The organism is Streptomyces sp. NPDC005263 (assembly GCF_042872365.1).
Taxonomy (GTDB): Bacteria; Actinomycetota; Actinomycetes; order Streptomycetales; family Streptomycetaceae; genus Streptomyces.
Window position 1 is genome coordinate 38,922 of record NZ_JBIAKJ010000001.1, and the last position, 15,008, is coordinate 53,929.

At 69.9% G+C, this 15,008-nt stretch carries 5 protein-coding genes; all 5 read left to right on the forward strand.

The features are described from left to right. Window positions 1-18 precede the first annotated feature (18 nt). From ACFYRY_RS00215 to ACFYRY_RS00235, 5 genes are read left to right on the forward strand one after another with little or no spacing between them, the layout of a single operon-like run. Entirely contained in the window at window positions 19-294 is a 276-nt protein-coding gene (locus ACFYRY_RS00215) for an acyl carrier protein (protein WP_389138425.1), read from the forward strand. Continuing rightward, a complete protein-coding gene (locus ACFYRY_RS00220; protein ID WP_389138428.1) occupies window positions 291-5,669 on the forward strand; it encodes a type I polyketide synthase in 5,379 nt (1,792 codons plus the stop codon). Before ACFYRY_RS00215 ends, ACFYRY_RS00220 begins: the two co-directional genes overlap by 4 nt. Continuing rightward, a complete protein-coding gene (locus ACFYRY_RS00225; protein ID WP_389138430.1) occupies window positions 5,666-7,531 on the forward strand; it encodes a condensation domain-containing protein in 1,866 nt (621 codons plus the stop codon). Before ACFYRY_RS00220 ends, ACFYRY_RS00225 begins: the two co-directional genes overlap by 4 nt. Next, window positions 7,524-11,612: an SDR family oxidoreductase gene (locus ACFYRY_RS00230; protein ID WP_389138433.1), complete on the forward strand. Its 4,089-nt coding sequence runs from the start codon at window positions 7,524-7,526 to the stop codon at window positions 11,610-11,612. Before ACFYRY_RS00225 ends, ACFYRY_RS00230 begins: the two co-directional genes overlap by 8 nt. Continuing rightward, the gene (locus ACFYRY_RS00235) at window positions 11,612-15,001 is read left to right on the forward strand and encodes an aminotransferase class III-fold pyridoxal phosphate-dependent enzyme (protein WP_389138436.1); all 3,390 of its coding nucleotides are present in this window, start codon (window positions 11,612-11,614) and stop codon (window positions 14,999-15,001) included. Before ACFYRY_RS00230 ends, ACFYRY_RS00235 begins: the two co-directional genes overlap by 1 nt. The last annotated feature ends 7 nt before the right edge of the window (window positions 15,002-15,008 follow it).

Consider the following 15,008-nt stretch of genomic DNA (forward strand, 5'->3'; position numbering starts at 1 on the left):
GAACGGAGTGTGATTCCAATGAACAAGCGGGACACGGTCAAAGCCGCACTGCTCGAGATCGTGAACGAGGTGGCCGGGCCGGTCGAGCAGCTGGACGAGGACCAGCTGCTCGTCGATCAGCTCGGTCTTGAGTCGCTGCACCTGGCGCGGCTCGTCGCCGTGCTGGAGATGGAGCTGGACACCGACCCGTTCTCCGACGACGTTCCCATCACCAGTGTGCGCACGGTCGGTGACCTGCTGCAGGCGTACGACCCGGTCGTGCTGCCCCGACTCGGTGCCGGCGAGCCGTCATGACGCAGCGCGAACCGGGCGGGGAACCCATCGCGATCGTCGGCATGGCCGCCCGTTTCCCCGGAGCCGCGGACCTGGACCGGTTCTGGGACGCGATCCTGGCCGGACGCGAAGCGATACGCGACCTCGGTGACGAGGAGTTGCTGCGCGGTGGTGTGAACCCGGAGTGGCTGACGAATCCTGATTACGTGAAGGCGACCGCGTCGATGGACGACGTCGACCTGTTCGACGCGGCATTCTTCGACATCTCCGGCCGCGAGGCCGCCGTGATGGACCCTCAGCAGCGGGTCTTCCTGGAGACGTGCTGGCACGCTCTCGAGAACGCGGGCCTGCGCACCGCGGCCGGGACGGGGACCTCGGTCGGTGTGTTCGCCGGCAGCGGCGGTGTTCTCACCAGCTACCTCCCCGAGGTGTTGAACAGCGCCGGGACACTGGAAGATCCCACGGCCTCACTCGAACAGCTCGGGACCGACAAGGACTTCCTCGCCACGCGGGTGTCGTACAAGCTCAATCTGACCGGGCCCAGTCTGACGGTGCAGACGGCGTGCTCCACTTCACTGGTCGCGGTGCACCTCGCCGTCCAGAGCCTGTTGCGCGGCGAGTGTGAAGCGGCACTGGCCGGCGGCGTGAACATCCGGCTCCCCCAGGCCACCGGGTACTGGCACCGCCGGGGCGGCATACTGTCACCGGACGGCCGCTGCCGCCCCTTCGACATCGGCTCGCAGGGAACGATTTTCGGCAGCGGCGTGGGCGCCGTCGTCCTCAAGCCCCTCGCCGACGCGCTGCGCGACGGTGACACCGTCTACGCCACCATCCTCGGAACCGCGATCAACAACGACGGCGGCGGCAAGTCGAGCTACGGCGCCGCGAGCCTGCCGGGCCAGCTGGCCGCGATGCGTCAGGCGCTCCACGTCTCTGGCGTCGATCCCGCCACGATCGGCTACATCGAGGCGCACGGCACCGGGGTACCGCTCGGCGACCCCACCGAGATCGGCGCGCTGAAGCAGGTCTTCGGACAGGACGCTCCCTGCGCCATCGGCTCGGTGAAGGCGTTGATCGGGCACATGGAGGCGGCATCGGGCATAGCGGGCCTGATCAAGGCCGCACTGTCGCTGTATCGAGGGAAGATCCCGCCCAGCCCGTACTTCAAGGAGCCGAATCCCCGGCTGAAGCTGGACGACACGGGCCTGTTCGTCAACCCGGCGCCGCTGCCCCTGCCCGGAATTCCGCGCCGGGCTGCGGTCAACTCCCTCGGCATCGGCGGCACCAACGCCTTCGCCGTGCTCGAACAAGCGCCGGAACGCACGCGGGCGGGCCATCGTCCGGGGCACGACCTCATCACGATCAGCGCCAGGAGCGCGGACGCGCTGCGGGAACTCGCGGACCGGTGGGCCAACCGCCTGCGCGAGCCGGACGCGGCCCTGACAGACCTGGCCTATACGAGTCATGTCGGTCGCCGCGCGCTGCGCCACCGGCTCAGCGTCGTCGCGGACACCGAGCACACAGCAGCCGAGCGCATCGAGTCGTGGCTGCGCGACGGAACAGGACCGGCGGACGCGGGTGAATCCGGGCGCGCGAATCCGAGGGTCGGGTTCCTCTTCCCCGGTCAGAGCTCCGAGTACGCCGGCATGGCGGTCGACCTCTACCGCGAGCATCCGACCTTCCGCGCGGCACTGGACCGGCACGTGGACACCTTCCGCCGCCTCACCGGGGTCGGCCCCCTCGAGGTGTTCGCCGACCCCGTTGCCCAGACGCGGGCCGAGCTGCTCCAGCCGGCGGTCTTCCTCCTACAGGTCACGCTGGCGGAGTTCTGGTCCGCCTGCGGAGTGCGGCCGGACGCGGTGGTCGGTCACAGCCTCGGCGAGTACGCGGCCGCCTGCGTGGCCGGCGTGTTCGGCGTCGAGGAGGGGCTCGAACTGGTCTGCGCACGCGGCCGCGCCTTCGCGGCTGTTCCCGGTGGCGGCCGGATGGTCGCCGTCGGCTGCACCGACGTGGCCGAGCTGGAACGACTGGTCGAGGCCAAGGGCGGTTCGGCGGCAGTCGCCGCGTACAACGCGCCGGAACGGATCACGGTCTCCGGCTCGGACACCGAGATGAGCACGCTGGAAGCGGAGTTCCGACAGCGGGGCTGGGCCACGATCCCTCTGGAGACGACGCACGCCTTCCACTCACCGTTGGTCGCCCCGGCCGTCCCCGCACTCGTCCAGGCCGCGAACCGGATCACCCACCGGCAGCCTGTCGTGCCAATGGCGCTGAACGTCACCGGCACCTGGGCGGGCCGTGCCGAGCCCGGTGCGGAGTACTGGGGACGGCAACTCACCTCACCGGTCAGGTTCGCGCCCGGCATCGGCGAACTGCTCGGCGGGGGATGCACGGTTTTCCTCGAGGTGGGCCCGGGCCGGACCCTCACCACCGCCGGGCGCGTCCAATCCGACGACGGTATCGTCTGGCTGCCCGGCCTCGCCCCCAGGACCCCGGACCCGATCACCGTGCTCAATCACCTGGCACGCCTGGACAGGGCGGGGATACCGGTCGACTGGGCGGCGTACTACGCCCCGATGAAGGCGGGCAAGACTTCCGCTCCGCTCTATCCCTTCGCCCGGACCCGGCACTGGACCGCACCGGCACTCCCCCATGCCGCCGCGGCGTCTTCCGGCGCCGAGCTGTCCGCTCAACCGACCGGGAATCTGCCCGAACTGAGCCGGCTGGCGCTGCCGCAGTCCACGCAGCGGCGCTACGAGACCACGGTGGCCGCGACGGTTCCGCGGGCGCTCGCCGATCACGAGATTTCCGGCCGCCTCGTCGTGCCGGGGGCTTACCACACTGCCTGCCTGGTGGAGGCTGTGGCCGGCGACGACTCCGCTGTGGTCATCGAGGATCTGGTGTTCCCGCGAGCACTGGAGGTCGACAAGGCGCAACGCCGACTCCAGCTTGTGCTCACCCCGGCCGGGGACCACCGGTTCGTCGCCCAGTCGCTCAGCCTGACCAACGCGGAGGACCCGCTGGCCGACGAGTCCTGGCAGGTGCACGCGGAGGGGCGGATCCAACGGACTGACGCCCTCGCACAAGCAACGGATCCGTCGGCCCACCTCGCCGGCCGGCCGGTTTCCCCAGCTGAGCTCTACCCGCTGTTCGAGGCGGCGGGCTTCCGGTTCGGTCCGGCGTTCCAGTGGATCGAAGAGCTGCGTCTGGACGGTGAGGACAGCTCCGGCGACCTCGGCTTCGCGGCGGACTCGCCGCGAGAGCGGACCATGGCACTGCTTGACTCCTGCGTTCAGCTGGCGATCGCGGCACGGATCGTCCGCGCGGCCCCTGCGGACGGCGTGCTGTTGCCGTTCCGGATCGAGCGGGCCGTGTTCCACCCCTCCGACCACGCCGTGGCATCAGGTGTCGCGCTCGTCCGACACCGCGAGGCCGATGCATCTGGAGCACTAGCCGACGTCTCACTGACCGACCGCGAAGGCAACCCGCTGGTCGAGCTCATCGGCCTCCAGCTGAGAGCGGTCTCCTTCCGTTCGTCCGAGGCCGCGATCTACGCCGACACCTGGGAGTTGGCCGAGGCGACCGATGACACGTCGCCCGCGACCGGCACATGGATCGTGCTCGCCGACCGTCAGGGGCACTGGCGGCACGCGGTCACAGCGCTGGAGGCAAGCGGCAGCCGGTGCGTGATCGCCGAGGTGGGCACGACCTTCACCCGCCTCGACGATCATCGATTCGCGCTGGATCCCACCGACGCGGATCACCTGGTCCAGCTGTTTGGCGAGACCGGGCCGGCGAGCGTGCTGCACTGCCTCGGCCTGGACGCCCGGAACACCCGCACCGCCGTCGGCAGCGTGCCCGCGCTCGTGCAGGCCACCGAGCGCACGGACTGGACGCCCGATTCCGTGGTGCTGCTGACCCGCGGTGCGGTGTCCGTACGCGAGCCCGTCGAGGTCGGCGACCCCTACGGGTCGATGCTGTGGGGCCTTGGCCGGAGTGCGGCGCTGGAAGCACCTCAGCTAAACGTGCAGCTGCTGGACGTGGACCCACGGGACGTCACCGGCGCGCTGAGCGTGCCGTCCGCATGGCCCGGCGCTGAAGCCGCGATCCGCAACGGGCTGCTCTACCGGCCCACGCTGCACCGCGAGTCGGGGCTGCCGACCAGTCCTGGCCGACTGAGCGGCCACGGGTGCTACCTGATCACCGGGGGGACCGGAGCGCTCGGTCTGCGTACCGCGGCGTGGCTGGGCAGACGCGGGGTGCGACACGTCGTACTCGCGTCACGGCGTGCCGACGAGGCACGGGTCGAGGAGCAGGTCCGCGAGCTGGAGCAGTCCGGGCTGAAGGTCACTTTGGCCTGCCTGGACGTCACGGACGAGGCCGCGGTCAAACAGCTGGTCGAGCGGGCGCAGCGGGAGTGGGGCGGCCTCAAGGGCGTCGTCCACGCGGCCGGCGTACTCGATGACGCGGTGCTGTCGCAGCTGCGCTGGGACCGCTTCCAGTCGGTCCTGGACCCGAAGGTCGCCGGTGGTTGGCACCTGCACCGCGCCACCCTGGATCTCGACCTTGAGCACTTCATCCTGTTCTCCTCCACGGCCGCGCTGCTCGGGGCCCCGGGGCAGGCCCATTACGCGGCCGCCAACGCCTTCCTCGACGGGCTCGCCCACTATCGGCGCGGGTTGGGACTACCCGCCCTCAGTGTCGGCTGGGGGCCGTGGGAGGCGGGCATGGTGGCACAACTGAGCGAACGGCTCCAATCCCGGCTGTTGGAGGGTGGGTTCACCCCACTGGAAGCCGATCCGGCATTCGCCGCGCTCGACCGGCTCCTGGCCGGGCCCGGTGCTCAGTACGGGGTCTTCTCCGTGGACTGGTCCCGCTACCTGGACCGGTTCCCCACCGGTCGCGCGGTCGCCATGCGTGAGGGAACGCCTGCCGGGGACGGGACGGAGGCGGTCAGGCGGCTGCGGCGGGACTGGCTCGGCGCCACGCCGGAACATCGCCGCGAGCTGGTGCTCGCCTACCTGCGCGCCATGCTGGCCACGCGACTTGGCCTGGCCGAGGCCGCCATCGACGAGGACCTCTCGCTCCACGAAGCTGGGCTCGACTCGCTGGTGGCGGTCGAAGTACGCGGCCAGATCTTCCGCGACCTGGACGTCGACCTGCCACTCACCGGTCTTCTCCAAGGCAAGGCCCTGCGTCTGCTCATCGATGAGCTGTCGGAGCGCCTGATGCTCGACGCCCCGACCCAGGCCGCCGCGTCCACGGCGGCGCCGACCGCCGTGGAGCCCTTCTCACCGGAGGAGGCCGAACGCCTCCTGGCCAACCTCGACTCGCTGACTGAGGACCAGATCCAGGCGCTGCTGCCCTGGCTGGCCGACCAGGACGGAACCTCATGACCGCCGACGACATTCAAAAAGACGACCTTCAGCAATGGGCGATACGGAAGAAGCTGGAGGCGGCTCTCCGAGCACGCGCCGGCCAGGCGCGGACCGAGCACCCGCTCTCGTACGCCCAGCGCCCGCTTCTGCTGCTGCATCGGATGAATCCGGACAGCGCGTCCTACAACGTCGGGTTCACTGCCCGGTTCACCGGCGGATTCGACTCCGCCGCGTTCCGCAGCGCGGTGTCGTCGCTCGTCGGACGGCACGCGGCCCTGCGTACGACCTTCCACGGCACCGACCACCAGACAGTGCACGGGTGGCTCGAACCCGACTTCGCCGACGTGGACGCGAGCCAGTGGGACGAGCAGCAGATCGAGGACGCGGTGCGCCACGCCCATCGCGAACCGTTCGCCTTCTCGACCGGGCCGCTGGTCCGCGTACGGACGTATTCGGTGGCGCCGGGAGAGGCAGTGATACTGCTGGCCGTGCACCATGTGGTGTGCGACTTCTGGTCGCTCGGTGTCATCGTGGCGGAGCTCGAAGAGCTCTACCTTGCGGAGACCGAACGGCGTCCGTCGCAGCTGCCCGGACGCAACATCCCCTACAGCGACTTCGTCGCTCACCAGCGGGAGCTGATCCAGGGCGAGAAGGGCAGCGAGGCTCGCGCCTACTGGCACTCTCAACTCTCCGGCCGACTTGAGCCCGCCGAATGGCCCCGCTTCGAACTCGATCCGGGTGCCGACGCGGGCGGATCGATCCCGTTCCCCATCAGCGCGGAACTCGCCGACCGCGTGTTCCAGCTGGCCAAGGAAGAAGGGGTCACTCCTTACGCCGTGTTGCTGACTGCCTTTCAGGTCCTGGTCAGTCGCTACACCGGCCGGCGTGACGTCCTGGTGGGGTCCCCCTTCGCGGGCCGGACCAGTCCGACGATGGCCGAGTGCGTCGGAAACTTCGTCAACCCCGTCGTTCTGCGCGCCGATCTGAGCGACGCGGTGTCGTTCCGGGAGCAGTTGGGGCGAACGCGCCGTACCGTCATCGAGGCGCTGGAGCACCAGGACTACCCGTTCGAGCTGCTGGTCGGCGAGCTGGCGCCGCGCCGGGTGGACGACCGTAACCCGATCTTCCAGGCGATGTTCAGCTACCAGAAACCCAACAGGTACCCGGCGCTGGCGGGCCTGTACGTGGCTGACGACGGCGCGGCGCCGGCCGCCTGGGCCGGGCTGACCGCGGTGCCGTTCCGCCTGGACCAGCAGGACGACCAGCTTGAGCTCGTGCTGGAGGTCGTGCACGACGGCGACCGGCTCGTCGGGCTGCTCAAGTACCGCAAGTCCGTCTTCTCGGCCCTGGCGGCTCGTCAGGTGATCGGGAACTGTCTGGCGCTGCTGCGGGCCGCGCTCGCGGACCCCGATCGTGGTGTGGCGGAGTTGCCGATGGCGAGCGAAGTCACCCCCGGCATCAGCCGGCGCACCGCGGTGCCCGAGTCCGTCGGCACGACTCCGCGGAGCGGCACCGCACTGCGGGGTATCGAGCAGCGCGTGACGGCCGTCTGGCGGCAGGTGCTGGGGCGCGAGGGTGTGGGGCCGGATGACAACTTCTTCGATCTCGGTGGCAATTCGATGCTGCTGATGCGGGTGCACGAGATGCTCGCCGACGAAGCCGCGGATACGCCGCTGAAGGTCAACGAGATGTTCCGCTATCCGACCGTGGCCGGTCTGGCCCGGCGCCTCGGCCAGACCGGCCCCGGGGCCGACACGGACTCTGGCCGGGGCCGGGCGTCCAGCAGACGGGCCCAGTTGGCGGGCGGAACGGCCCGCAGCGCTCGTCTGCGTGCGCGGGAGCGTCGTGTCCAGGACAGCGATGGGGGCAACGATGTCTGACGGTGGCATGGCCGTTCCGACGGCTCGGCAGAATGACGTGGCCGTGATCGGCATGTGCGGTCGGTTCCCCGGCGCCGGGGATCTGGCTCAGTTCTGGAACCGGCTGCGTGCCGGGGACGACATGCTGACCACCTTCACGGACGCCGAACTCGCGGCTGCCGGGGCGCCGGAGCAGGTGCTTCGCGATCCCGCCTATGTCAAACGGGCCGCGGTCCTGCCGGACGCGTTCGACTTCGACCACGAGTTCTTCGGCTTCACCAAGCGCGAGGCGAAACTGCTCGATCCGCAGCAGCGCATCCTGCTTGAGGTCGCGTGGGAGCTGCTGGAGACAATCGGCTACTCGGGTGGAGCGGACGATCAGGCCGTCGGCGTGTTCGCCGGTGCGTCGATGAACACGTACCTGACGAATGTCGTGGCTCGTTCCTGTGACCCGCTGGGCTACGCCGGCACCGAGCTGATGATCGCCAACGACAAGGACTACCTGACCACCAGGATCTCGTACAAGCTGGATCTCAACGGGCCGAGCATCAACGTGCAGACCGCCTGTTCGACGTCGCTGGTCGCTGTGCATCTGGCCGTGCAGAGCCTGCTCACAGGTGAGTGCGACATCGCCCTGGCGGGCGGGGTGTCGGTCATCGCCAACAGCTATCCGGGCTACGTCTTCAGCGAGGGGATGATCCTCTCCCCGGACGGGCGATGCCGGCCGTTCGACGCCGACGGAGCAGGGACGACCTTCGGTGACGGGGTGGGGCTTGTCGCCCTGAAGCGGCTGGCCGAGGCCATCGAGGACGGCGATCAGATCCTCGCGGTGGTGAAGGGCTCGGCGATCAACAACGACGGCTCCGACAAGATCGGCTACACCGCTCCGAGCATCGGCGGGCAACGGGCCGTGATCACCGAGGCGCAGGCGGTGGCGGAGGTGGACGCCGACACCATCACGTACGTCGAGGCGCACGGCACCGCCACGGTGCTGGGCGACCCCATCGAGTTCGCCGCGCTGAGCGAGGCCTTCGCCGACGGCGGTGCCCGGCCGGGCCAGTGCGCCCTGGGCTCGGTCAAGGCGAATGTCGGGCACCTCGCCGCCGCGGCGGGAATCGCCGGCTTCATCAAGGCGGTGCTGGCGCTGCGGCACCAGGAGATCCCGGGTCACCCGGCATTCGACCGACCCAACCCCCAGATCGATCTCGTGGGCAGCCCGTTCCACATCAACACCCTGCCGATGGCCTGGCCGTCGAGCGAGACCCCCCGCCGGGCCGGAGTGAGTTCGTTCGGTATCGGCGGGACGAACGCTCATGTCGTCCTGGAGGAGGCACCCCCGCTCCCCGGCCGGCCGGCGACGACCGGCGGGCCGCAGACGCTTGCGGTGAGTGCCCCGAGCGACTTGGCGCTGCGAGAGCTGGCTGGTCGGCTGGCCGATGTACTGGAGGCACCGGAGGCACCCGAGCTCGTCGACGTGGCGTTCACACTGCGCCAGGGCCGACGCGGCCATGCACATCGTTACGCCGTCACTGCGGTGGACCACGCCACCGCCGCGGCCGGATTGCGTGCGCTCACCAAGGGCGAGAGCGCGGGCGGGAGGGTGGCGGAGACCACCCCGGCCGTGTCGTTCCTCTTCGGCGACGTCCCGGCCGAGGAGTTCCGTGCGTTGCTTGCACAGTTGCCCGCCGTCGCCGACATCGCGAAGCGGTCTTCCGGGGGTGCCGGGGGTGCCGTCCCGAGTGGGGACGACCCGTCGGCGGCTCTGGTGACCGCGAGCCAGGTGCTCGCGACGCTGTGGAGGGAGTCCGGCGTCCGGCCGGCGGCGGTCGGAGGGGCTGGGGTGGGCGAACTCCTCGCGGCCTGTTACGCCGGCGTCCTCGAACCGTCCGAGGCACTGGCACTGCTGTGCTGGCGAGCAGGACTGACCGACCAGGCCCCTGAGGTGCGCCCGAGAGTTCCGGACATTCCTCTCCTGTCGGCCGTCGTGGGCGGTGAACTGCCGCAGGAACGGGTGCTCGACCCGCTGCACTGGACCCGGGACGTCTGGGAGGGCGACCGGCTGGCCGAGGCGTTCACCGGCCGCGCGGCGGACGGTGCGGCCGTGGTGGCTGTCGGCAACCCTCCTGTACTCCCGGCAGGCTCCGGCCTCGACGCCGAACAGGCCCTGCCGCCCGTGGCCAGGCTTCTGACCGCCGCGGCACGACTGTGGACCGAAGGCGTGCCGGTGGACTGGTCTGGCTGGTACGGCGGACAGCGGCACCGCGTCCCCCTGCCGGTGCACCCGCTGCAGCGCACCTTTCTCCGTCTCGAACCGACACTCACCGGCGGCCACACGGAGCCGAGCCGTAGTCATAACCCGGCCGAGTGGCTGTACACACCCTCATGGCAGCGCCTCGGCCCAGGACCCGGCGCGCCCGCGGAAAGCACGTTGCCCGCAGGCCCATGGCTGCTGTTCGGGGACTCCGGTGGGGTCGGCGACGCCCTCGCAAGCTCCCTGCGCGAACGAGGCGCCGCCGTGGTCGTAGTACGTCAGGGTGGTGCTTTCGGCCGAGTCGGCGCCGCGTCCTTCGTCGTCGATCCCACGGATTTCTGCGACTACGAGAAGTTGTTCGACGCGCTCGCGGTGGATGGGCTGACCCCCGAGCGGGTCGTGCATCTCTGGTCTCTCGACATCGCTCCGGGGCACCTCGCGACCGACAGTCTGAACCAGGCCTTCGACCTCGGGCTGTTCTCCGTTCTCGACGTCGCCAGGCGGCTCGCCCGTGGTCCGGGCCACGAAGGCGCGCACATCGGGGTGGTGGTCCGCGACGTGCACGACATCACGGGCGGTGAAACCCTCGCGCCCGCCGCCGCGATGACCGAAGCCGCGCTGAACCGTATGTCCCAGGAATTCGCCGGGCTCCGTTGTCGAAGCATCGACATCGGCGGGAGCACCCTCACACCGGAAGCCCTCCTCGCGGAGATCGTCGCCCCGACCGGGGTCCCGATCGCGTTCCGGCACGGGCACCGTTGGACGCGGCATCTCGTTCCCGCAGCGGCCGGCCCCGCCCCATCGGTCCCGACCAGTCGGCTGCGCCCCGGCGGTGTGTACCTCATCACCGGCGGTCTCGGGCAGATGGGTCTGACCCTCGCCGACCACCTGGCCCGCGTCGCCGGGGCCAGGCTGGTGCTCACCGAACAGTCCCCACTGCCGCGCCCCGACGCCTTCGACCGGTGGATCGCCGCGCACGGAGCAGCTGATCCGGTCAGCCGGAAGATCGAGGCCGTCCGCGGCCTCGAACGCCTCGGCGCCACCGTCATGGCGGCGTCCGTCGACGTCACCGACGCGGGTGCGATGCGGGAGCTGGTCGGCACCGCCCGTCAGCGGTTCGGCCGGATCGACGGATGGTTCCACTGCGCCGACGCGCCACACGACCAGGCCCACCGCGGGATCGACGCCACCGACCGGGCAGCCTGGCGGCAGGCCCTCGCCCCGAGGGTCCGTGGAGCGCTGGTGCTGGCCGAGATCTTCGCCGAAACGCCCGTCGATTTCGGCGTCACGATGGGCTCCCCCACGGTGCCGGGCAGCGGCGACCCGTGGCAGGCGGCGGCCGACCGCTTCCTCCATGCCCAGGCATCGGCCATGGACAGAGTGATCGACATCGACTGGGGCGACTCCCTGCCACCAGGGCAGCGTGCCAACGTCCTTGACCTTGTTCTGCGTTCCGACATGCCGTCCCTGCTCTCGGTCTTCACGACCGACCCGAACCGCCGCATCCAGCAGCCGACGGCCCTCACGGAGCCGGTGCGCCCCGCCCTCGCCTCCCCCAGGCCCAGGCAGCAGCTGAGTGGCGACGAGCTGAAAGCGGCGCTGGCGAAACTGTGGTCCGAGGTACTGCGGACCGAGATCAACCGGTACGACTTGAGCATTTTCGACGTGGGTGGCGACGAGCTGCTCGCGGTCAGGCTCGCCCGGCGCATCGAGGAAGGGCTCGGCGTGCCACTGACGGCAGTCGAACTCCTCGCGAACCCGACGATCGACCGCCTCGCGGCAAGCCTGGCCGCGGGACGAACGGCCGCGCCGTCCCATCGCCGCGTCGGCCGCCGAAGGGAAACAGCCTGATGTTCGACCACGAGGAGAGCACTGTGGAACCCCTGCTCCAGGAACTCGCCACCGTCGTCGGCGACTATTTCGACATCCAGCCCGAACAGTTGGACCCCAACCTCGCGCTCACGGAACTCGGGGACTCGATGTCGCTGCTCGGTATGTTGCAGCGGCTGGAGGACCGCTACAGCTGCAAAGTTCCGCTCCGGCAGCTTTTCGGTGACGTCCAGACGCTGCCCGACCTCGCCGCGTACCTTCTCGCGCACGCACCGGCGGAGAAGCTGCCGGGAGCGCGGACGGTCCCGCCCTCGCCTGCTGTTGTGTCCACCACCACCATGGCTGCCGTAAGTTCCATAGCCGCCGTGGCTGACACGGCACCGGTACTGGCACTGTCGCCGGTGACGCCGATCGACAGCGCGCCGACAGTCGCAGCATCATCGACCGCGTTGCCGACGCCAGGTGGTGACTCGGTGCCGGGCGTCTCGACGGCCGTGCAGGACCTGATCAAGGAACAGCTCCTGGTCATGCAGCGCCAGCTCCAACTGCTGGCGGGCAACGAAGCGACCTCCACGGCCCCCACGGCCGACCCGGCCACCGGGCCCGCGTCCGGAGCCGGCGCGTCGGCGCCCGTGGCGCTCTCCCCTGCGCGGCCGGCACCGGCGAGGTCGGTGGTGCCGCTCGCACCCGGCGCACGGAGCAGCGCGATCAGCCCCGTGGAGACGCCGGAGCGCGCCCGCTACCTGAAGGAGCTCGCCGACCGTCTCGGCGCTCGGACCAAGGGCTCCAAGGAATTCGCCCAACGGTTCCGGACGATGGTCGCCGACAGTCGGTCCACTGTCGGCTTTCGCCCCTCGACCAAGGAGATGCTGTACCCGATCGTCGCCGAGCGCGGGCAGGGCTCACGGCTGTGGGACATCGACGGGAACGAGTACGTCGACCTCACCCTGGGATACGGCGTCCACCTCCTCGGGCACAATCCACCCGTCGTCATGTCGGCCATCCGCGAGCGGCTGGACGTCGGTTTCAGCCTGGGGCCGCGCACCCAGTTGGTCGAGGAAGTCGCCGCCGGAATACTCGAACTCACCGGCATGGAGCGCGTCGCCTTCCTCAACAGCGGCACGGAAGCGGTCATGACCGCGGTCCGGCTCGCACGGGCGGCGACCGGCCGCGACAAGATCGTGGTCTTTTCCACCGCGTACCACGGCCACTTCGACAGCGTGCTCGCCGTGCCCTCCCATGAGAACGGCGTGTTCGGCACCCGACCGCTCGCACCGGGCGTCTCGCCGCATGCCGTGGAGAACGTGTACGTGCTCGAGTTCGGCTCCGACGACGCTCTCGACTTCATCAACAAGCACGGAGCGGAACTCGCCGCGGTTCTGACCGAGCCGGTGACGCTGCGCACTCCTGGCGTGCAGAAGCCCGATTTCCTGCGCGCGGTCCGGGAGATCACCAGGAGGCACGGTACGAAGCTCATCTTCGACGAGATGGTCACGGGTTTCCGTTGTCATCCGGCGGGCGTCCAGGGGCTGTACGGCATCGAGGCCGACCTGGCCACCTACGGCAAGATCGTCGGAGGCGGCATGCCGCTCGGTGTGATCGCCGGACGCGGTGGTGTCATGGACTCGATCGACGGCGGCGTCTGGAACTTCGGCGACGACTCGGGCCCGAGGGTGGAATCCACCTTTTTCGGCGGCACGTTCAACCAGCATCCGCTGACCATGGCGACGGCCAAGGCGGTCCTCGACCACCTCCGCGCAGAGGGACCGGAACTGCAACGGAACCTCGACCGCACGACCGCGACGTTCGCCGACCAGCTGAACGCCGACTTCCGCGAGCTCGACGTGCCGATCGAAGTCCACAGGTTCTCCTCGCTCTTCAAGTTCGAGCATCAGGCGAACATGGACCCGTTCTACTTCAACCTGCTCGACCGTGGCGTGTTCGTCTGGGAGCTGCGCAACTTCTTCCTGTCCACCGCGCACGCGCAGGCCGACCTCGACCACATCCGTACCGCGGTGCGCGAATCCATCGAGGAGCTGCGGGCCCACGGCCTACTGGGCGGCAGCCGTACGAATCCGGCCGGCCCCGTGCCTCATGCGGCAGCGCCAAGCAGTACCCGCGCGCAGCGGCAGCTGCGGGCCCTCGACCAGGGCAGCGTGCCCGCCTTCGAGATGTCCGTCGGGTTCTGGCTCGACGGCCCGCTCGACCGCGACGCACTGCGCACCGCCGTGCGGGACCTGGTCGCCCGCCACGAGACGCTGCGGACCACGTTCGGTTCGGACGGTGACACGCTGGTCGTCCGTCCCGCGTCGCAGACACCTCAGAGCGAAGTGCTGACCGAGCACACTTGCGGGGACGAGGACGAACTCAGGCGCTTCCAGCGGAGTTGGGCCGAGCGGCCGCTCGACCCGGTCGACGGGGAGGTGTTCCGCGCCGCTGTGGTGGAGGTCGACCCGCAACGGCATCTGCTGCTGGTGACGGTGCATCACGCGATCGTGGACGGCTGGTCCTACAGCGTTCTGCTCGACGACCTCGCCGCGATGTACAACGCCAGGTGCCGTGGCACGAGCCCCCAACTGCCGCCGGCCACGCAGTTCCGGGACTACCTCACCTGGCACCAGCGGGTCGCCGCCGGCCCCACCGCCGTCGAGCACCGCGACTTCTGGCGGTCCCTCCTGAAGGACGTTCCGGCGCTGAAACTGCCTTCGTCGGGGCAGCCGAGCCCGTTCCCGTACCGCGCGGTACGGCACAGCCTTCTCCTCGACCCCGAGTTCTGCGGTGAGATGCGCGATGCCGCGCGCAGCGAGGGCGTCACGGTCTTCGCCTACCTGGTGGCGGCCTGGGGGGCCCTGCTGCAGCGGCTGACGGGGCAGGACGACGTCCTGGTGCCGGTCGCGGCCGCCCGGCGTCCGCCGGAGCTGGACCAGGTGGTCGGATACTGCTCGAACCTGCTGCCGCTGCGCCTGCGCCGACCGGCGGACATGCTCGTCGCGGACTACGTGGCAGAGGTGCTCACGCAACTGGTCACCGGACTCGAGCACCAGGACTACCCGTTCGCGGACCTGATCACGGACTTCTCCCCGCCCGGAGCGGGTTTGCGCAGCGACTTGTTCACCACGTCGATGTCGTTCTACCGCCAGGTCGTGGTGCCCCCCATGGACGGGCTCACGGTCTCGGAAGCCGACCCGCTGCCGATCACCCACACCGGCAATCCACTGGCACTGAACATCGTGGACAGCACGGACGGCTTCCGGTGCGAGTTCGAGGCCGCAGCCGATCTCGTCGACTCCGACCTCGTCGAGCGCCTCCCGCAGTACTACCGGAATTTGCTCAGCGCCATGGTCGCCAACAGCGAACGGCCGTTGGACGAACTCGACCACGAAGGCCAGGAAACCGTGAACGCGAGCTAGGTACGAA